This window comes from Azospirillum sp. CT11-132 (assembly GCF_047302835.1).
In the GTDB taxonomy this organism is placed as follows: Bacteria; Pseudomonadota; Alphaproteobacteria; order Azospirillales; family Azospirillaceae; genus Azospirillum.
The window spans coordinates 134,526-154,094 of sequence record NZ_JBGLZA010000002.1; the positions used below are offsets into that span (position 1 = coordinate 134,526).

At 67.4% G+C, this 19,569-nt stretch carries 19 protein-coding genes; 4 read left to right on the top strand and 15 right to left on the bottom strand.

Annotated features, from left to right (window positions below; genetic code table 11):
- Positions 1 to 175 precede the first annotated feature (175 nt).
- From ACCD06_RS02570 to ACCD06_RS02610, 9 genes are all read right to left on the bottom strand, one after another.
- Complete coding sequence (locus ACCD06_RS02570) at positions 176 to 2,566, bottom strand: heavy metal translocating P-type ATPase (protein ID WP_413339410.1); 2,391 nt, start codon at positions 2,564 to 2,566, stop codon at positions 176 to 178.
- Positions 2,567 to 2,853: 287 nt separating this feature from the next.
- On the bottom strand, positions 2,854 to 3,246 hold the full coding sequence (locus ACCD06_RS02575; RefSeq protein WP_136703482.1) for a hypothetical protein: 393 nt from the start codon (positions 3,244 to 3,246) through the stop codon (positions 2,854 to 2,856).
- Positions 3,247 to 3,287: 41 nt separating this feature from the next.
- Positions 3,288 to 6,413 carry an efflux RND transporter permease subunit gene (locus ACCD06_RS02580; RefSeq protein WP_413338557.1) on the bottom strand — a complete coding sequence of 1,042 codons (3,126 nt, stop codon included), beginning with the start codon at positions 6,411 to 6,413 and terminating at the stop codon, positions 3,288 to 3,290.
- A 7-nt stretch (positions 6,414 to 6,420) separates the two neighbouring features.
- On the bottom strand, positions 6,421 to 8,142 hold the full coding sequence (locus ACCD06_RS02585) for an efflux RND transporter periplasmic adaptor subunit (RefSeq protein WP_413338559.1): 1,722 nt from the start codon (positions 8,140 to 8,142) through the stop codon (positions 6,421 to 6,423).
- Positions 8,139 to 9,353 carry a TolC family protein gene (locus ACCD06_RS02590; protein ID WP_413338561.1) on the bottom strand — a complete coding sequence of 405 codons (1,215 nt, stop codon included), beginning with the start codon at positions 9,351 to 9,353 and terminating at the stop codon, positions 8,139 to 8,141. The genes ACCD06_RS02585 and ACCD06_RS02590 overlap by 4 nt, the downstream gene beginning before the upstream one ends.
- Positions 9,346 to 9,531 (bottom strand): hypothetical protein, encoded by a 186-nt coding sequence (locus ACCD06_RS02595; protein WP_413338563.1) that lies wholly within the window; start codon positions 9,529 to 9,531, stop codon positions 9,346 to 9,348. Before ACCD06_RS02595 ends, ACCD06_RS02590 begins: the two co-directional genes overlap by 8 nt.
- 10 nt (positions 9,532 to 9,541) lie before the next feature.
- Complete coding sequence (locus ACCD06_RS02600) at positions 9,542 to 10,195, bottom strand: Spy/CpxP family protein refolding chaperone (protein ID WP_413338565.1); 654 nt, start codon at positions 10,193 to 10,195, stop codon at positions 9,542 to 9,544.
- 154 nt (positions 10,196 to 10,349) lie between these two features.
- A complete protein-coding gene (locus ACCD06_RS02605; RefSeq protein ID WP_413338567.1) occupies positions 10,350 to 10,700 on the bottom strand; it encodes a hypothetical protein in 351 nt (116 codons plus the stop codon).
- Between the two features lie 253 nt (positions 10,701 to 10,953).
- A complete protein-coding gene (locus ACCD06_RS02610) occupies positions 10,954 to 11,100 on the bottom strand; it encodes a hypothetical protein (protein ID WP_413338569.1) in 147 nt (48 codons plus the stop codon).
- A gap of 24 nt (positions 11,101 to 11,124) precedes the next feature.
- Between ACCD06_RS02610 and ACCD06_RS02615 the strand changes: the two genes are divergently transcribed.
- Both ACCD06_RS02615 and ACCD06_RS02620 read left to right on the top strand, forming a co-directional pair.
- Entirely contained in the window at positions 11,125 to 11,700 is a 576-nt protein-coding gene (locus ACCD06_RS02615) for a cbb3-type cytochrome c oxidase subunit I (RefSeq protein ID WP_413338571.1), read from the top strand.
- A 16-nt stretch (positions 11,701 to 11,716) separates the two neighbouring features.
- Positions 11,717 to 11,842 carry a hypothetical protein gene (locus ACCD06_RS02620; protein ID WP_413338573.1) on the top strand — a complete coding sequence of 42 codons (126 nt, stop codon included), beginning with the start codon at positions 11,717 to 11,719 and terminating at the stop codon, positions 11,840 to 11,842.
- Between the two features lie 118 nt (positions 11,843 to 11,960).
- On the opposite strand, the gene ACCD06_RS02625 is transcribed toward ACCD06_RS02620, so the two are convergent.
- From ACCD06_RS02625 to ACCD06_RS02640, 4 genes are all read right to left on the bottom strand, one after another.
- On the bottom strand, positions 11,961 to 12,434 hold the full coding sequence (locus tag ACCD06_RS02625) for a DUF305 domain-containing protein (protein ID WP_413338575.1): 474 nt from the start codon (positions 12,432 to 12,434) through the stop codon (positions 11,961 to 11,963).
- Positions 12,435 to 12,490: 56 nt separating this feature from the next.
- Complete coding sequence (locus ACCD06_RS02630; RefSeq protein ID WP_136703474.1) at positions 12,491 to 12,889, bottom strand: DUF302 domain-containing protein; 399 nt, start codon at positions 12,887 to 12,889, stop codon at positions 12,491 to 12,493.
- A 229-nt stretch (positions 12,890 to 13,118) separates the two neighbouring features.
- Positions 13,119 to 14,168, bottom strand: a complete 1,050-nt coding sequence (locus ACCD06_RS02635) for a DMT family transporter (protein WP_413338577.1) — start codon at positions 14,166 to 14,168, stop codon at positions 13,119 to 13,121.
- Between the two features lie 192 nt (positions 14,169 to 14,360).
- Entirely contained in the window at positions 14,361 to 14,810 is a 450-nt protein-coding gene (locus ACCD06_RS02640; protein ID WP_413338579.1) for a hypothetical protein, read from the bottom strand.
- A gap of 74 nt (positions 14,811 to 14,884) precedes the next feature.
- Here ACCD06_RS02640 and ACCD06_RS02645 point away from each other — a divergent pair, with 74 nt between their 5' ends.
- Entirely contained in the window at positions 14,885 to 15,118 is a 234-nt protein-coding gene (locus ACCD06_RS02645) for a DUF305 domain-containing protein (RefSeq protein WP_413339412.1), read from the top strand.
- Between the two features lie 598 nt (positions 15,119 to 15,716).
- Here ACCD06_RS02645 and ACCD06_RS02650 read toward each other — a convergent pair.
- Together ACCD06_RS02650 and ACCD06_RS02655 are read right to left on the bottom strand one after the other, a co-directional pair.
- Complete coding sequence (locus ACCD06_RS02650; protein ID WP_413338581.1) at positions 15,717 to 16,226, bottom strand: hypothetical protein; 510 nt, start codon at positions 16,224 to 16,226, stop codon at positions 15,717 to 15,719.
- Between the two features lie 171 nt (positions 16,227 to 16,397).
- Positions 16,398 to 18,536 carry a 3-hydroxyacyl-CoA dehydrogenase NAD-binding domain-containing protein gene (locus tag ACCD06_RS02655; RefSeq protein WP_413338583.1) on the bottom strand — a complete coding sequence of 713 codons (2,139 nt, stop codon included), beginning with the start codon at positions 18,534 to 18,536 and terminating at the stop codon, positions 16,398 to 16,400.
- Between the two features lie 222 nt (positions 18,537 to 18,758).
- Here ACCD06_RS02655 and ACCD06_RS02660 point away from each other — a divergent pair, with 222 nt between their 5' ends.
- Positions 18,759 to 19,544: an SDR family oxidoreductase gene (locus ACCD06_RS02660; RefSeq protein WP_109157326.1), complete on the top strand. Its 786-nt coding sequence runs from the start codon at positions 18,759 to 18,761 to the stop codon at positions 19,542 to 19,544.
- Positions 19,545 to 19,569 lie beyond the last annotated feature (25 nt).

Sequence of the window (19,569 nt, forward strand, 5' to 3'; positions counted from 1 at the left end):
GACGACGCGGTCGATCAGTTCGCCTACATCCAAACCTACTACAATCGCCAACGCGCCCACTCAGCCGTCGGATACATCACCCCCGGAAAAGGGCGAGCTAAAATCTGCGTGAACCCCTGTCCACCGAACCGGGGCAAGATCAGCCTTCATCTAATCGCCAGTGATAGACCTGCGCCTACAGGCTCGTCATGCGCAATCGCAGTGCATTGCCGATGACCGACACCGAACTCAGCGCCATGGCGGCAGCCGCGATGATCGGGCTCAGCGTCCAGCCGAACAGGGGATAGAAGACGCCGGCCGCCACCGGCACTCCGAGTGCGTTGTAGACAAAGGCCAGGAAGAGGTTCTGGCGGATGTTGCCCATGGTGGCACGACTCAGCACCCGGGCCCGGGCGATGCCGGCGAGGTCGCCCTTCACCAGCGTCACGCCGGCGCTCTGGATCGCCACCTCGGTCCCGGTGCCCATGGCGACCCCGACGTCCGCTTCGGCGAGTGCGGGAGCATCGTTGACGCCGTCGCCGGCCATGGCGACCACGCGCCCCTCCGCCTTCAGCTTCCGCACGATCTGATGCTTCTGGTCGGGCAGGACCTCGGCCTCGACCTCGTCGATGCCAAGGCGCCGTGCCACCGCCTCTGCAGTGGTCCGGTTGTCGCCGGTCAGCATGACGATGTGCACGCCATCGGCGCGCAGCGTCTCCAAAGCATGTGGCGTGCTCGCCTTGATTGGGTCGGCCACCGCGATCACGCCGCCGGGTCGACCGTCAACCACGGCGAACAGCGCCGTCGCCCCCTCCCGCCGCAGCTCGTCGGCGCGCGCCTCCAGCTCGCCCAAAACCACGCCCCGATCCCGCATCATCGCCGCATTTCCGAGCAGGACCTCGCGGCCGGCAACCCTCCCGACCACGCCCTTGCCGGTCACCGAGCCGAAGTCGGTGACCTCCTGCAAAGGCAGCCCCCGCTCCCTGGCGGACGCGACGATGGCAGCCGCCAGGGGATGTTCGCTTGACCGCTCCAGACTGGCTGCCAGGGACAGAAGCTCCGACTCGTCGATACCGGCCGCCGGGACGACCGCGGTCACCCGCGGCTTTCCCTCGGTCAGCGTACCGGTCTTGTCCACCACCAACGTGTCGACCTTCTCGAACCGCTCCAGGCTCGCGGCGTCCTTGATCAGCACGCCCGCCGTCGCTCCCTTTCCCACCCCGACCATGATCGACATCGGCGTCGCCAGTCCCAGGGCACAGGGGCACGCGATGATGAGTACCGAGACCGCCGCGATCAGCGCGTAGGCGAAGGCGGGGTCCGGTCCCCAGACCATCCAGCCGGCGAAGGCGAGGAGGGCAGCCAGGATGACCGCCGGGACGAAGTAGCCGGACACCACATCCGCCATCCGCTGGATGGGGGCACGAGAGCGCTGCGCCTCGGCCACCATGGTCACGATGCGCGACAGCATGGTGTCGGAGCCGACCTTCTCGGCCCGCATCACCAAGGCGCCCGTCTGGTTCACGGTGCCGCCGATCACCTTGGCGCCGGGCTCCTTCTCGACCGGCATGCTCTCGCCGGTGACCATCGACTCGTCCACGGCGCTGCGGCCCTCGAGCACCTCCCCATCCACCGGCACCCCGTCGCCGGGGCGGACGCGCAGCCGGTCGCCGACCCGGATCTGGTCGAGGGAGACCTCCTCATCCTCGCCGTTCTCCTCGATGCGGCGGGCCGTCTTGGGCGCCAGGTTCAGCAGCGCCCGGATGGCGCCGCCGGTCTGTTCGCGGGCGCGCAGTTCCAGCACCTGACCGAGCAACACCAGCACGGTGATGACGGCGGCCGCCTCGTAGTACACAGCCACCACCCCGTCCATGCCCCGGAAGCTCGCCGGGAACAGGCCGGGCAGGAAGGTCGCGGCCAAGCTGAAGAGGTACGCAACGCCGACCCCCAGCGCGATCAGGCTGAACATGTTCAGGCTGCGCCGCCGGAACGATTGCCAGCCGCGCTCCAGCAGCGGCCAACCCGCCCACAGCACGACCGGCGTCGCCAGGAGAAACTGAATCCAAATCGAGATGCGCGGCGGCACCAGGCCATGAAGGCCAAGGGCCGGAATGTGGCTGCCCATCTCCAGGACCAGCAGCGGCACGCTGAGCACCAGGCCGATCCAGAAACGCCGGGTCATGTCGACGAGTTCCGGGTTCGGCCCCTCTTCGAGGCTGGCACCCACCGGTTCCAGGGCCATGCCGCAGATCGGGCAGTTGCCCGGTCCCTCCTGCCGGATTTCCGGGTGCATCGGGCAGGTGTAGATGACCCCCTTCTGGGGCGAGGCCCGCTCCGGCGCCGTGGGCTTGGCCTCCGGCTTCAGGTATTGCTCCGGGGCGGCGACGAACTTGTCGTGGCAGCGTGCCGAGCAGAAGTGGAAGCTGTGCCCATCATGCTCCGCGTGGTGCGCGGTCCGCTTCGGGTCGACCATCATGCCGCAGACAGGGTCTTTGACAGTCCTATGGTCGTCGGGTCCTGCGTGATGATGGTGACCATGATGGTCATGTCCGTGCTGATGCCCATGGCCATGGTGCAGGTCGTTCATGTTCGCATCTCCCTTCGCAGGCCCGGCGTCGGTACCCCCGGTGTTGCGCGGCGCCACATGGGTCAGGGGTGTGGCGGTGACCTTGGAACCCATGCTCCGCCTTCCAGTGACTGGAGGGTCAATCCCGGTGTGCGGGCTGAGGTCTTCCTCTCCTCACGTCTTCGACCGCTCGCTCCTGGCGACCAGCGAGGCCGCCGCCAGCGTGGCGAGTTTCTTCTTGGCGCTCGTCGCGCGCCTCCTCGTTCGGGGTGGCATGAGGCGGTGATCCTCATGCCACCCCTGGGGTCTCAGTGGCCGGCGTGGCCCACTTCAAAGCGGGCCTGAACCGGCTTCTGACCGGGCATGGTCAGGGCGGTGACCACCTTCACGCTGTCGTGGGGCTCGCCCAGGTTGGCCTTTCCCTTGAGCGCATTGGCGCCTGCCGGCTCCAGCGCGACCTTCTGGGTCTGCTTGTTGGCCAGGATGGTGGCCTCGGCCTTGGCGCCGGTCACGTCGACCGGCTTGTCCGCGCCGTCGGTCACGTACAGGACGACGTCGTTGCCCTGGAGCACGAGTTCGGCATGGTAGGGGCCGGCATCGGTGCGGGGACCGCCATGGGTGCCGGTCTTGGCACCATCGGCAAAGGCTGTGGCCGGGGCGGCGACCAGGGTGGCGGCGACGAGGAGGGTCGAGAACTTCACGATAGGCTTTCCTTCTGAGTAGGACAGGGTGAACGGGTGGATCAGTATGCCTCGGCCGGACGCAGCGAACCGGCTTGGGCGTCGACCAGATGCCTGAGCGGCTTCTCGCCGAGCCTGAGGAAGAGGACGGGTGTCAGAACCGTGTCGAGCAGGGTGGCGCTGACCAGGCCGCCGAAGATGGTGACGGCGACCGGGTGGAGGATCTCCTTGCCCGGCGCGTCGGCGCCGATCATCAGCGGCACCAGGGCGACGCCAGCCGACAGGGCGGTCATCAGCACCGGGGTCAGCCGCTCCTGGCTGCCGCGGATCACCATGGCCTTGCCGAAGCTCTCGCCCTCGTGCAGGACGAGGTTGATGTAATGGCTGACCTTCAGGATGCCGTTGCGTGTGCTGATGCCGGTCAGGGTGATGAAGCCGATCATCGAGGCGACCGACAGCGGCTGTCCGGCGATCCACAGGGCGGCAACGCTGCCGATCAGGGCCAGCGGCACGTTGCCCATGATGATCAGAGTCAGCACCGCGGAACGGTAGCGGCTGTAGAGCACCAGGAAGATCATCGCCAGCGACACCATCGACAGCGCGGCGATGGTCTTGGACGCTTCCTCCTGCGCCTGGAAAGTGCCCTCCAGGCTGGTGAAGTAGCCCGGCGGCAGCGACGAGCGGCCGACCACGTCACGGATGCCCGCGACGATCGCCGCCATGTCCGTCTTGCCGTCGCTGTTGCCGAGGATGACGATGCGGCGCTTGCCGTTCTCCCGCAGGATCTGGTTCGGACCGTCGGTCTCCTCGACACTGGCGAACAGGCTGAGCGGTACCCGCCCCACCGGGGTTTCGACCAGCAGGTTGGCCAAGCCGCTGGTGGTGCGGTCCTCGTCCGACAGGCGCAGCACGACGTCGAAGCGCCGGGTGCCGTCGACGATCTCCGACACCACCCGCCCGTTGGACAGGCTCTCCAGCGCGTCCGTCGCCATGGCCGGGGTGACGCCGTAGAGGGAAGCCCGCTCATAGTCGATCACGACCTGCACCTGGGGGATGCGGACCTGCTTCTCGATCTGCAGGTCGACCAGCCCGGGGATCGACGTCAGCGTCTGTTGCAACTGCCCGGCGAGGCTGCGCAGGGTGTCCAGATCCTCCCCATAGACCTTCAGGGCGATCTGGGCGCGGACGCCGGACAGCATGTGGTCGAGCCGATGGGAGATCGGCTGTCCGATGTTCACCGACACCGGCAGCGCCGCCAGCCGCGCCCGCACGTCGGCCAGTACAGCGGAACGGCTGCGCGCTGACGGCACCAGATCGACGTCGATCTCGCTGGAATGGACGCCTTCCGCGTGCTCGTCGAGTTCGGCACGGCCGGTGCGGCGGCCGACCGACGCCACCTCCGGCACCTGCATGATCAGCCTCTCTGCCGCGAGACCGACACGGTTGGACTCGGCCAGGGAGATGCCGGGGTTGAGCACCATGGAGATCGTCAGCGTGCCCTCGTTGAAGGGCGGCAGGAAGGCGCGTGGCAGGCTCGGCACCGTGGCCGCGGCGATCACCACGGCGGCTCCCACCACGGTGAAGAGGGTACCGGGATTGCCGAAGGCCCAGTTCAGCAGGCGGGCATTGCCTGCTTTCAGCCGTCGCACCAGCCAGCTGTCATGCTCATCGAGCCGCTTCAGCTTGGGCAGCAGGTAGTAGGACAGCACCGGGGTGACGGTGATGGCGGTGAGCAGGCTGGCGAGGATGGAGACGATGTAGGCCACGCCCAACGGCGCGAACAGCCGTCCCTCGATGCCGGACAGGGCGAACAGCGGCACGAACACCAGGATGATGATGATCGTGGCGTAGACAATGCCGGAGCGCACTTCCTGCGAGGCCGCCGCCACGACCTCCAGGATCGGCCGCGGGTCGCCGGCCCGGCGGTTCTCGCCGAGGCGGCGGTAGATGTTCTCCACATCCACGACGGCATCGTCGACCAGTTCGCCGATGGCGATGGCGAGGCCGCCCAGTGTCATGGTGTTGATCGACATGCCGAACGCCTTGAACACCAGCACGGTGATCAGGATGGAGATCGGAATGGCGGTCAGCGAGATCAGCGTCGTGCGGGCGTTGAGCAGGAACAGGAACAGGATGACGGCGACCACCACCACCGCCTCCTGCAGCACCGTCATGACGTTGTGGATCGAGGTCTCAATGAAGTTGGCCTGCTTGAACAGGATCTCGTTCGCCTTCACCCCCTTCGGCAGGAACTGCGCCAGATCGGCCAGGGCCTTCTCGACGTCGGCCGTCAGCGTCGTCGTATCGCTGCCCGGCTGCTTCTGCACCGACAGGATGACGGCGGGCTTGCCGTCGACGCCGGCGTCACCGCGCTTCACACGGGCCGCGAAATCCACATCGGCCACCTGGCGCAGATGGATGGGCTGTCCGGCCTTGTAGGCGACCACCAGGGTGCGCAGGTCCTCCAGCCGGGTGGTCCGGCCGATGTTGCGGATCAGGTACTCCTCGCTGTGCTGGTCGATGAAGCCGCCGCCGGTGTTCGCTGAGAATTGCTGGAGCGCTTTCACCAGCTCGTCGGTGGTGATCTCCAGGTCGTGCAGGCGTGCTGGGTCGGGAGCGATGCGGTACTGACGGATCTCCCCGCCGATCGGGATGACCTGGCTGACGCCGGGGATGGCGAGCAAACGGGGACGGACCACCCAATCGGCGAGTTCACGGACATCCATAGGCCCGACGCCGGTTCCCGGCTCGGCAGACATGGCGAGCAGCATGATTTCGCCCATGATGGACGAGATCGGCCCCATCTGCGGGCGGACGTTCGGCGGCAGCTGCCCCTGGACGATGGCCAGACGCTCGGCGACCTGCTGGCGGTTGCGGTAGATGTCGGTGCCCCAGTCGAACTCGACGAAGACGATGGACAGGCCGACACCGGAGACCGAGCGCACGCGGGTGATGCCCGGCATGCCGTTCATCGACGTCTCGAGCGGGAAGGTGACCAGCTGCTCGACCTCCTCGGGCGCCAGACCCTCGGCCTCGGTCATCAGCGTGACCGTGGGCTTGTTGAGATCGGGGAAGACGTCGACCGGCAGCCCCTTAAGGACGAAGGAGCCGTAGACGACCAGCAGCACGGCGGCGGCCAGCACGAACAGGCGGTTGCGCAGGCTGGTGTTGACGAGGATGTTGAACATGGCTGCCTCACCGGACCTGGTTCAGCAGGCCAGCGCCATCGGTCACGATGCGGGCCTCGGGCTCGATGCCGGCCAGGACCAGCACCGTGCCGCCGTCGACCGGCTGCGTGCGCACGGGCCGGGCGACGAAGCGCTGGGGGGACTCGTGCTGCCAGACGATCGGCTGGCCGCCGGCGCTGCGCACCACGCTGTGACGGGGCAGCACGATGCCCGACGCGGTGCCCTGCACCTGGGCGACGAGCCGGACCGGCTGGCCGACGCCGAGCCCCGCCGGCGGATTGGTGATCCGGAAGAGCAGCGGGATCGCCTGCTGGCGCAGCGCCAGGCTGGAGCCGAGGAGTTCCAGGGACAGACTGGTGCCGTCGGCGGTCGTCGCCGTGGCCGCCTTGATGGCATTCGCCACCCGGGGATCGAAGGCGACCGCTTCGACCATCAGCCGCGACGGGTCGACGATCTCGAACAGCACCTGGTCGCGGCCCTCGATGACCTGACCGGCCTTGACGTTGTTGGCGGTGACGACCCCAGCGATGGGAGCGCGCAAGGCTTCCTTGGTGGTCAGGGTCGGCGACAGGGCGGCGCGGCGCTTGCGCAGGCCGTTCAGGTTGGCCTCCGCCTCGTCGATGTCGCGTTGCGGAACGCTACCCTGAAGCTGCCGCAGGCGCTGCACCCGCGACTCTGCAATGACGAGCTCCTGCTCGACCGTGGCGATCTGCTGCTGGATGCCGCTGCGGTCGACCACGTTCACGGCCGGCGTGATGGTGGCCAGGATTTGCCCGGCCTCGACCCGTTGGCCGACATAGGGCAGCCCCTTCTCGCCGGGCTCGATGCGGCCGCTCTGCGTCGCCTGGACGTGACCGCCGCCGTTCGGATCGGCGATGATCTGGCCGATCAGTTGCACCGTCTGCGCCGCCTGCTGCGTCTTGGCGACCGTGGTGCGCACCGACAACAGGCGCTGCGATGGCTTCGGTACATACAGGCTACCGTCCGGCAGCCGGCGAGGGCTGTCCGGCACCCCGGCTATGGCTGCCGGAACAGCCGCTCCGGGAGTCTTGTCCTTCGCCTCATCGCCATGGCTGTGATCCTCGCCGCCATGGGCGAAGGCAGCACCGCTGGCGATCAGCAGGCCAAACCCGATCAGGGCAGCCCCAGCGACCGTACGCGCCCGGCCCCGCTGGGTGAGGGCAAGCGTGGTCAGGACGCCGAGCAGGAAGACCATGGCGGCTCCCAGCATCAGGCCCGAATCGCCCCGGACCCGGCCGAGGATGGCGGACATGCCCTGTCCACCGACGGGGCCAGCGAGCTGGGCCTCAGCCGGAACCTCCAGCGTGCCGATCAGCAGGTCCGCGCCTTCGGCGGCGGTGATCGAGACGGTCAGCTCATGAGGACCCGGTTTCGCAAGCCACCCCGCGTCGAGGCGATAGACGCCTTCTTCGCCAGGAACCGGCGACGCGGTGATCGCCTCACCATCGGCGCTGACCTCAATGGTGGCGCCGGTCACCGGCTCGTTGGTGGCGAACCGGTCAAGATGGACGAGCAGGGTCCGCCCTTGGGCAACCACCACCAGTTCGAAGTCCGACGAGGACGTCTCCATGGTCGGCGTCGCGGTGGCGACGACCGGCTTGGGAGCGTCGCCGTGCTCATGCCCTTCATGAGCCAGCGTCGGAAGGGCGACCGGCGCGGCAAGGCTCGCGGCGATCGAGGCCGCGGCGAGAAGGCGTCGGTGGATCATGGAAGAACTCCAAGAGACTGATTCAAACGGGCGCGCGCGGCGCCGACCTGGATTTCGGCAGTGGCACGGGCGAGGTCGGCTTCGAAAGCCGCCTCCTGGGCCCGCACGAACTCGACGAGGCTGATCTCGCCACCTTTTCTCGCCCGCTCGACGATGGACAGGCGCCCCTTGAGCGCGGCAGCGCGGTCGCGGGCGATGGCAAGGCGTTCGGTGGCGGCCTGATGGGCCAGGCGGGCCTGCCGGATTTCGGTCTCGATGGTGCGCTCCGCGTTCGCCTGCTCGGCTTCGGTGCGGACCACCTCGGTGGCTGCCTCGGCGCGCTTGGGGGCATTGACCGCCTCCACCGAGAACGGGATGCGCACCGACAGGCCGACGATGGTGTCGAAGCGCTCGCCACGAACATCCCGCTCCTTGCGGGCCAGAACGCCGACCTCCGGGCTATCGCGGGTGGTGAGGTCGACCAGCTGCCTCTGCGCGTGGGCCGACCGGACGCCCAGGCGAGCCGCCTGAAGCACCGGGTGCTGGTCGAGCGGCTGCTCGCCGATCAGCGGCTCGGGCGTGGCCTTTGGGACCGTGGCTCCGGTCAGGGTGCGGAACGCCTGCCGGGCCTCCTCCAGGGTCAACTCCTCGTCCCGGACCTCCGCAGTCACGGCAAGGGCCTCCCCACGTGCCAGCTGGTGGTCGGCCTCGGAGGTTTCCCCGGCATTGGAACTGCGCTTCGTGTCGGCCTCGAGACGGCGCGCCACCGCGAGGCGCTGACGGGCGAGTTCGACACGCCGCTCAAGGAGCGCGATCTGCCACAGTGCCGTCCGGACCTCTCCGGCGACGGCCAACTGGCGTGACGCGATCTCCGCGTCGGTGCGCGCCAGCAGCGCGTCGGCGGCGCGGACGGTCGCCGTGCCCTGGCCGGGCAGCCAGAGCGGAACGCCGACTTCGGCCTCATACTCGCGCCGCCCGACATTGCGGCCCACCACGTCGGTGATGTGCCGCAGGGTGACGGCAGGAGCAGCCGGAACCAGCGACGCTCCGGCGCCGCGTTGGGCCACGGCTTGCCCCCGCTTGGCCTCCAGCGACCGGATCTCCGGATTGAGCCGCCACGCCCCCTCCACGGCATCGCGCAGGGACTGTGCCCCGGCGGGAAGTGCCAGCAGGCAGACGGCAACTGCGGCTGCCGCCGCCTGCTTCATACGTTTGGACCCGAACTCACGCACCAAACGACCCTCCTGCCCTGGGGCGGTTCTGCCCATGTCCGGCAAGGTGCGGGTCCCATCCCGGCGTGACGGCGGCATACCGTTCGTAGGCGGTGCCGAAGATGCGGAGGGCTGCACACTCCTGGTGGTTGAAAATGACCGGCATCCACAGTTCGTAGCCCGGAGCCTCGTGCGTCATGGCCACCTCCTCACATCATGCCCATCGGGCCGGCGAACAGCTGGTCGGCAACCTTCTTCTGCTCGTCGCTCAGCGCGGCGTAGAGCGGCTTGGCGGCGGCCTCGAGCGCCTTCATGGCGTCGAGCCGGGTGGCAAGGACCTTCTGCTGGACAGCCAGCCGGTCCGGCCACGCGGACGGCAGGCCGCCCTTGGTCATCTGCTCGTGCATGGCCTGATGGGCCTTGGCGTTCGACCGCAGGGTGTCGGCGAAGGCATTCCACTGCGGCGCCTGGGCGTCGGTGATCCCAAGTTCCGCCTTCAGGAAGGCGATGCGGCCCTCGACATGCTCGAACGGCAGGCCCATGCCACCCTGCTGGCCCATCATCATCTGGCGCATCATGGGCATCATCTGCTCCATCATGCCCGGCCCCATCATGCCGCCCATCATCGGGCGCATCCGGTCCATGTTCATCATCATGCCGGGCATCGCGGGCTGGCCGCCCTGGGACGGCTGGGCAGGCGTCGGGGCAGGAGCGGGCTGGGCCTGGGTGGTCGTGGGGCCGCCGGGGTGGTGGGCTTGGTGGTCCTGACCTTGGACCGGAGTGGTGACGGTCTGGGCCTGGGCAGCCGACATCATGGCGACGAGGGCAAAGACCGGGAGCATTGTGCGGGTGAAAGACGACATGGCGTCCTCCGTCTGATCATCTGGTTCGAGCCATCCCGGTCGGACTCCATGCAGGAGCGCCGGGGACACAAAGGCCGAGCGCACGAAATCCGGCGACGTCCTTCGCTGAGCCGAAGCTCACGCTGGACGCGGACAGATTCGTGGTATCAGAGGATCAGAGAGGGGGACGCAGTGCGGGGTCGCTATCGATGCCTTCGGGCGTGGCCAGGGCAAGCAGATAGTCTGCCCGGTCGATGGCCGGAATGAAGGCTGCGATGGCACCGACGGGAAGGCCGCCATGCATGGTCGCGCACTGGGCGACGCTGCAGCAGGCATCGTCACCGAGCACACGAAGATCCTTGCAGGGGTCCTGCTTGTGCTCATGGTCTGCCACGCCAGCGACACCATCGTCGTGCGTGTCGACCAAGGCGTGCTCATGAGGCGCCGGCGAATGCTGGTGAGGCAGCAGACTGGCGTGGCTCGGCACGGCATAGACGAGCAGCGTGGCCAGCATCAGCAGGCTCACCACCACCCTCCTCACCGCCGACCACGTCCCACGCCACATGGCGATTGCCTTCCTTGTCCGAGGTCGGACGGCACCTTGCGTGCCCACCGGCCCCTCAGCCAAAGGTAATACCATCCCCTGGTCCCTGCAACAGGACGATCGTCTCGACGACCGCCCCTGTCAGGGTCCCGGAAAAGTGCGGCGGACTGTCACTCCGCTTCCATCACCAATCCAGGCCAGTAAAGCAAGCATCAACCCTCCAGCGGTGGGAGGGTCAATACGAAAAGCGCTCGATGGCAATGCCGGTCGATCGGCGGCGTCGGTTGACGGACTTCAATGCCCGCAATCGTTTCACCTCCATCGGCTTCGCCCTGTTCGCCTGGGCGGGGTTCCTGGTGGTCAGCGCGATCGCCGCGACCAACGCCTTTCTTCCCGGTTCGTCTCGGTGCCGACCCTGGCGGCCTTCGCCATCATCGTCTCCTCGCTGGAAGCCAGCGCCCGGGCGCGCGGTGCCACCGGCTTCTTCGGCTGGATGCGGGGGCTGCCCTGGCGCAACCCGGCGATGGCGAGCATGGGCTGGGCGATGGTGAACATGATGCTGGGCATCGCCTTCGCCTTCGTCCTGATCCAGGAGAGGCTGGCGTCGATGCTGAGCGATACCGTCTTCGTGCCCGGCTATTTCCACTTCTTCGCCGTCGGCGTGCTGACCCAGACCTTCCTGGCCGCGCTGATGGTGATCCTGCCGGCACTTGGCGGAGGCAGCCTGTGGCGCCCGGACCTGCTGCGGCGCATGCCGGCCGTCGTGACACTCGGCCTGCTGATCTTCGGCGCGGCCGGCATCACCGCCGGGTTCATGGGGGTGCCGCGCCGCGTCTTCGACCTCAGCTACGGCGGTATGGCCCCGGCGGCATGGCCGGTGCTGATGGCCCTGGTCGCCGCCGTGTACGTCTTCACCAACGTCGCGTTCCAGCTGATCCAGTCGCTGCCGATCATCGTCATCGGCAGCGGACATGGCCATTGAGCGCAGGAGAACCGCCATGAAACTGAACGAAGAGTTCTGGCTCGTCGTTGTCGTTGCCGCCGTCTACGCCCTGGTCCCCAGTCTTGGCATGCCCGGTTACGTCCCGTTCCGCGACGGGAGGCTCAGCGCCTCAGGTATTTGATGAGGGCGGCAATCCCGAGGATGATGAGGGCAAGCAACAGAACCCAGAGGATCGCCATGCCGCCCATGGCCCAACCCGAGCCCTCCATGCCGCCCATCATCACGGAAAACTCCTGCCGTTACTTGTTGCTGGATTGCTTGGTCGGGTGCTGCTTCAGCCAGTCCTGAAGCTGCTGAACCTCTTTCGTCTGATCATCGACCATCTTCTGAGCCATCGCCTTGAGGTCGGGATCCTTGCCGTATTGGAGTTCGACGCGGGCCATGTCGATGGCGCCTTGATGATGGGCCGCCATCATCCGCGCGAAGTCCTGGTCGGCGTTGCCGGTCATCGGCTTGCGCATGTCCCGGTTCATCTTCTGCATGCTCTGCATGTACGCACGCGAAGCCGGATCCTTGGGCATATTCTGCGCCCGCTGACCTTGGTGCATGCCTTGACCTTGCATCATGCCCTGGTTCCCACCCATGGAGCCACCCATCGGCGCCGTGGTCTGGCCTTGCGGCGCCGGTTGGGTCTGCTGGGCCGCCGCGCTTCCGGCGATCAGGGCTGTTGCCATGGCCAGCGGGACGATGATGCTGCGAGCATGATGAGCCATCTCGGTGGTTCTCCTCTGGGGTTGGGCCGGTCGGGGGCCCTTGTTGGCTTGCGGGGCTATGCCCGATTGCCCAAATCGTCGATCACCTGACGAAGCATGCCCTGGACCTGACGGGCGACGTCGGCGAGGCTAGGGTTGTCGATCGCCTGCATGGAGGCGACCGGGTCAACTGCGGACACCTCCACTTTGCCGTCCTCGCGCTGTTGCACGATGACGTTGCACGGTAGCATGGTGCCGATCTTGTCCTCGGCCTGAAGCGCTTGGAAGGCCATCTTCGGGTTGCAGGCGCCGAGGATGCGATAGGGTCGATACTCGACGTCCAGCTTTTTTTTCAGCGTCGCTTTCACGTCAATCTCGGTCAACACACCGAACCCGTGCTTCTTAAGGGCATCGGTGGTAGCCGAGACGGCGTCCTCGAACGGCATTTCGACGACTTTGGAAAAATGGTACGTCACGACGCTCCTCCCTTCGACTGGGGCGGTAGCCGGGAGACACCCATGGCCGCCCATGAGATGGTTTCGGCGCGCTTTCTAGCTCACGCAGAATATCAAAATCCCCTAATGAACGAGCGGCATGGCCAGAGGTTCCGCCGCTGCCAACGAGGAGCTTGCTCATGGTGGCGGCCACGATGAAGCCGACCGACCGCGCACCAGGCCCCAGGACGAGAACACCGCTTTTTCCTGCCTAATGCGTGTGGCGGTGGTGGATGTCCGGAAAATGCGGGTGGGCGTGAACCAGCGGCTTGTGGGTGTGCGGATGACTGTGCGGCTCCGGCCCTTCCCAGCCCTCATGTTCGTGCTGGTGATGCTCGTCATGGACGTGGCGGTGCTCATGATCCATCGACTCGTGCCGGTGTTCATGCTCGTGCCGTTCGATGAGATGGAGGTACAGCCCTACGCCCATCATTGCGGCGGCGACGACAAAGCGCATGGTGACCGGCTCGCCAAACGCCAGGATCGCAACGGCGGCGCCGGCGAAGGGTGCCAGCGAGAAGTACGCTCCGGTCCGCGCCGATCCCAGATGGCGCAGCGCCAGAACGAACAAGGTGAGCGAGACGCCGTAGCCAAGGAAACCGACCACTGCCGCCGCGAGGAACGGACCCGCCGAAGGCAATGTTCCGCCGACCAACCAGGCAAGGATCACGTTGACCGTCCCGGCGACGGCGCCCTTGAGCATGGCGATCTGGAGCGGGTCGGCGCTCGACAGCTTGCGGGTCAGATTGTTGTCGATGCCCCAGGCCAGACACGCCCCTGCGATGGCCAGTGCCCCCCAACCGATCCCCTCCGGGCCACCGCTCCACGACAGCAACAGTGCCCCGGCGAGGATCGCCGCCGCCCCGAGGGCGATATGCCGGTCGACGTTCTCGCGGAACACGACCCAGGCGATGCCCAGGGTGAACAGGCCTTCCAGGTTCAGCAGGAGCGAGGCCGTCGAAGCGGGCGTCGTGCTCAAGCCCACCATGAGCAGAACGGGCCCAGCGATTCCTCCAGCCGCAATAACAGCGGTCAGCCATGGCAGGTCCTGACGTGCCAGCGGCGCCTCCGACAACGGCCCGGCCCGCAGACGGCGCACGGCGTGGAGCACGGCCAGCCCGACGCCCGAGGCGAGGTAGAGCAGTCCAGCGAGCATCCACGGGCTGATGTCGCCGAGCAGCGCCTTCGCCAACGGCGTGCTGGCGCCAAAGAGCGCAGCGGAGAGCAGCGCGTAGGCGATTCCTCGCCAGCGGTAGGTCATCGCAGTTCCCCTCAAACGACATCAACCGGAACAAGGTGGAGGGGGCCGCCACCGTTTTCGACCCGAATGGCCGTGTGGCCAATGCTGAAACGCCCCGGCTCGGCAGTCGCGAGTGACACCAGCAGACCAAGGCCCACCACCTCGCCATGGCAAAGAGCGAGTTCAGCCACTGACGCCGGAACTGTAATCTGCTCAGACCAGAGGCCGGGCAATGGCGTTGATGGCCTTCACGCCGGAGCCGAAGCGGGCAATGAACTCCCGGTGGCTTTCGAGTTCACCGTACGGCAGGTAACGCACTTGGAGGTCGGCCGCGCGGCTGAACGCCGGTCGGGCTGGCTGCGCCCGGACCTCCTCCTCGCGGCCGTTCGGCGCCACCAGGAACATTCCTTCGAGGGCATGTGTCTCGGTGCCGAGCGCCAGATCGAGCATGCGGACGATGCCGGAGTAGATGGAGGTCGAGTGCTCGACCTCGAAGGCGGCGGCGACATGCGCCTTGCCCCGGTCGAGCCACAGCACGTCGATGAGCCGGACGGCGTCGGCGCCGGGCGCCTTCTCGATGGTCTCGGGCAGCCGCTCGAGGCAACCCTCCCCGAGCTTGCCGCCGTTGTAGGCCCGGCTGCGATCTTTGGCGGGGATCCACACGTCGTAGCATGGTGCAGGGGGGCTCGATGTCCAACTCCCCGGGCTCTCAAGCGATGATGGGGTCGATGCGGAAGATGCAGCAGTCCATGATGACGCAGCCGATGACCGGTGATACCGATCACGACTTCACCTCCATGATGCGGGAGCATCACCGGGAGGCAGTCGACATGGCGCGGGCCGAACTCCAGAACGGGCGCGATCCTGAACTCCAGAAGATGGCCAGGAAGATCATCACCGGCCAGGAGAAGGAAATCGGGCAACTCGGCCGCTGGCTTGCCTGCCATCTGGCCAAGCCGCTCCAGAGTTGATGGCGGCGACCTATTTGATGTCTCCGCGTTGGTCCAGGCCGAGGGCTCGGACGAACTCCAGGGCGCGCTCGGCTCCAGCGATCCACGGATCGGGTCGAACGTCACGCGCGCCTTCTTGGGAGCGCGGCGACGCGAGGCCTGCTCACGCTTGCTGATGGCCGTAAGCCGCACCTCGACCTGGGAGGAGAATTTCAGCCGCTCCCCATGCGGGCGCTGGACCGAAACCTCCACACCGTCAGGACATTCTCCGCTCGGTCCTGGCGTCAAACGTCGATCGGTGGCAGCTTCAATTCCCGGTGGTTGCGCGCCCCCGCAACCAAATCACCAAGAAGCCCGCCTCCACAACGAGAGCGGGCTTTTTGCTGTTCCTCGTACGACAACGCCTTCGCCGAGACCAGCAACGACCTCTTCAAGACGGGGGTGATCCGGCGTCGTGGGCCGTGGCGGAACCTGCGGTTCAAGGCTGGCCGTTCCGGAGCATTCGGCGGGTTGACGGGGCTCCACCCATAAAAAGCCCCGGCGGGACGGGTCCGGCCGGGGCGAAAAGGCAGTTGAGACGACGACGACTGCGGAAAGAAATGCGGTTATGGCACGGCGGTCACGACGCGTGGCGCAGGGGGGCGGAACCGGGGGAGTTCGGCCGTTTCTGCGCTGTGGTCGTGGGGAAGGGCAGCACCGACGGGCGACCGTCGGACACCCGCAGGGCATCCGCAGGTTCCCGCCCGTTCAACAGCCACTGATAGGCGGCGGCGATGGCGACCCGGTCGCGGCCGTCGGCGGACAGCACGCGAAGGTCAGCTGCGGTTTCCCCAGTCGTGCCGCTGCGGCGAACCGCATCGCACAGCGCATGGCCGAGCCGGAGATCCGACACCAGAACCGCGCTGGTCCCGGCCTGGACGACGACCGAGGCCAAGGCTCCCAGATGGGAGGACGGCAGGGGGGAGAAGCCGACCTCCCGCAAATCCAGGAACAGGCCACGCCCGTTGCTGCCGCCGGACAGCGCAGTGCGCAACGTCCCGAGCCAGGCTGAAGGAGGAGCGTCACGAAGGCCGCTGCAGGCGACGGCGTGGAGACCCCAGTCGGTGGCTGCGACGGTGATGTCCTTCATGCTGTTCCCCTTCGGTGAAGCCCGGGTTCCTCATGCAGGTCGGCTCCCTTGAGTCCGCCGGCTGGGGGGCCGGATGACCGCGACGGAGCGTCCCTGCCGAAAGAGTATAGGGGAAACTCATAACAATCAGTAACAGAAACCAGTTTCAGGATTGAAATCCGCATTCCGGCTTCAGCATCCGATGGGCCGTCCCTCCGCCGCGCATTGCAGAAGCAAAGCGGACGGGCGCCATTGCGGGCCGCCGATGTCGCGGTGGTAACGCTGAACCGCCTCGGCGATCCTGCCCACCCCCTCCTGATTGGCCCAGAACAGCAGGCCGCCGCGCCAGGACGGGAAGCCGTAGCCGTGCAGCCAGATGGCGTCGATGTCCACCGGCCGGGCGGCGATGCCTTCCTCCAGGATCTTGGCCGCCTCGTTCACCATCGCATAGAGGCAGCGTTCGCGGACCTCCTCGTCGCTGACGGTGCGCGGGGTGATGCCGCGGCGCCGGCGGTCCTCCTCGATCACCGCCGCCACCTCGGGATCGGGGATCGGGGTGCGGCTGCCGGGTTCGTAGCGGTAGACGCCGGCCGAGGTCTTCTGGCCGTAACGGCCGCGTTCCGCCAGCGTGTCGAGCCAGTTGAGCGCCTGCGCCTCCGGATCGCCGGACTTGCGCCGCTCCTCGCGGATGCGCCAGCCGACATCGATCCCGGCAAGGTCGGTCATTGAGAAATGGCCGAGCGGGAAACCGAACTCGGTCAGCACGCGGTCGACCTGCTCCGGGCTGGCCCCTTCCTCGACCAGAGCCATCGATTCCCGGCCGCGCTGGTGCAGGATGCGGTTGCCGACGAAGCCATAGCAGACGCCGACCGCCACGCCGACCTTGCCGATCTTGCGCGCCAGCCCCATCACCGTTGCCAGCACGCTGTCGGAGGTCTTGGCGCCGCGCACCACCTCCAGCAGGCGCATGACGTTGGCCGGGCTGAAGAAATGCATGCCCAGCACATCCTGCGGCCGGCCGGTGGCTGCGGCGATGACATCGACATCGAGCGTCGAGGTGTTGGTGGCGAGGATCGCGCCCGGCTTGCAGGTCTCGTCCAGCGTCCGGAAGATCGTCTGCTTGACCTCCATGCTCTCGAACGCCGCTTCCACCACCAGATCGGCGTCGGCGAGGTCGGCGTAGGACAGGGTCGGGTGGATCAGCGCCATGCGCTCCTCCACCTGCACCGCGGTCAGCCGGCCCTTGCGGGCGGTGGCCTCGTAGTTGCGGCGGATGGCGGCGACGCCGCGGTCGAGCCCCTCCTGCGCGCTGTCGACCAGCACCGCCGGAATGCCGGCATTGGCGAAGCACATGGCGATGCCGCCGCCCATGGTGCCGGCGCCGATCACCCCGACCTTGCGGATGTCGCGCGTCGGCGTGTAGGTCGGCAGGCCGGGGACCTTCGCCACCTCGCGCTCCGCGAAGAAGGCGTGGATCAGGCCGGCGCGCTGCGGCGACTCCATGCAGGCCAGGAACAGCTCCCGCTCGCGCGCCGTGCCTTCGGTGAAGGGCAGGGTGACGGCGGCCTCCACCGCATCGACGATGCGGTGCGGGGAGAACAGGTGCGGCTGGCGCTCGGCGAGTTCGGCCCGCTTCGCCGCGAACAGGGCCGGGTCGGTGCCGGTGATGCGGTCGGTACGGGCGCTGACCGGCTGTGGGACGCTTCCGTCGGCGAGCAGCCGTTCGGCGACGCGCAGGCCCGCTTCCAGCGGAGAAGTGCCGTCTTCCACCGCATCGACGAGGCCGAGCGCCAGCGCCTCTTCCGCGCCGACCGGATCGCCGGACAGGATCATGTCCAGCGCCTTGGCGGCCCCGACCAGCCGCGGCAGCCGTTGCGTGCCGCCGGCGCCCGGCAGCAGGCCCAGCTTCACCTCCGGCAGGCCGAGCTTGGCCGATTTCAGTGCGACGCGGACATGGCAGGCGAGCGCCACCTCCAGCCCGCCGCCCAGCGCGGTGCCATGGATGGCGGCGATCACCGGCTTGGTCGCGGCGTCGAGGCGCGCCACCACCTCCGGCAGGGTGGGCGGGGCCGACGGCTTGCCGAACTCCCGGATGTCTGCGCCGGCCATGAAGGTGCGGCCGGCGCAGACGATCACCAGCGCGTCCGCCCCGTCGTCGGCCAGCCCGGCATCGAGTGCGGTGATCAATCCGCTGCGCACGCCATGGCCGACGGCGTTGACCGGCGGATAATCGACGGTGATGACGCCGACTTGGCCCCAAACTCCTCCATTTGGGCGCGCATACTGGACAGGATTGGACGGAACCGCTTCAGTCTGGGCCGGCGATGGCATCGGCACTCTCCGGAAAGCCATGGATGCGGGCCGATCCGATCGCAAACGGCGTCATGGGGGGCGGCCCGTGGATCGTCAGTCTAGCAGACGATCCAGCCGAATCAAGATTTCGGAATATAGTTCCATTATACGAAATTTGTTGCCAGCCACACGGTATCGGGAACCGAAGAGCCTGGGCGAAGGTTGGCACTCGGGTCGAAGGTTACCGCTGGAGTTGGGGTTATGGATTTGACGGGGAAGGTCGCGCTGGTCACCGGTGCAGGCTCGGGCATCGGCAAGGCGTCGGCGGTGCGTTTCGCCCAGGCCGGCGCCAGCGTCGGCGTGCTCAGCCACACCGCGGACGAGATCACGAAAGCCGCCGAGGAGATCAAGGCGGCCGGCGGCAAGGCGCTGGCGCTGACCGCGGATGTCGGCGACGATGCGGCGATGCGCCAGGCCATCGACCGGCTGGTGGGGGAGTTCGGGCGGCTCGACATCGTCTTCGCCAATGCCGGCATCAACGGCGTCTGGGCGCCGATCGACGAGCTGACGCCGGAGGAATGGGACCGCACCATCAACACCAACCTGCGCGGCGCCTATCTGACGCTGCACCATTCGGTTCCGCACCTGAAGAAGGCCGGTGGCGGATCGGTGATCGTCACTGCGTCGATCAACGGCACGCGGGTGTTCAGCAACACCGGCGCCACCGCCTATTCCTGCACCAAGGCGGCGCAGCTCGCCATGGTGAAGATGCTGGCGCTGGAACTGGCGCCGAGCCGCATCCGGGTCAACGCCATCTGCCCCGGCATCATTGACACCGAGATTCCCGACAACACCCAAAAGCGGAACCTTGAATCGGTGCAGACCCCGATCGAATATCCGCGGGGCAAGGTGCCCCTGACCGGTGGCAAGTCCGGCGACAGCTTCGACGTGGCGGAGCTTGCGCTTTTCCTGGCGTCGGACCGGGCCAGGCACATCACCGGCACGCCGGTCTGGATCGACGGGGCGGAATCCCTGATGGTCGGCTGACGATCCGCAATCACCAAAGGCGAAG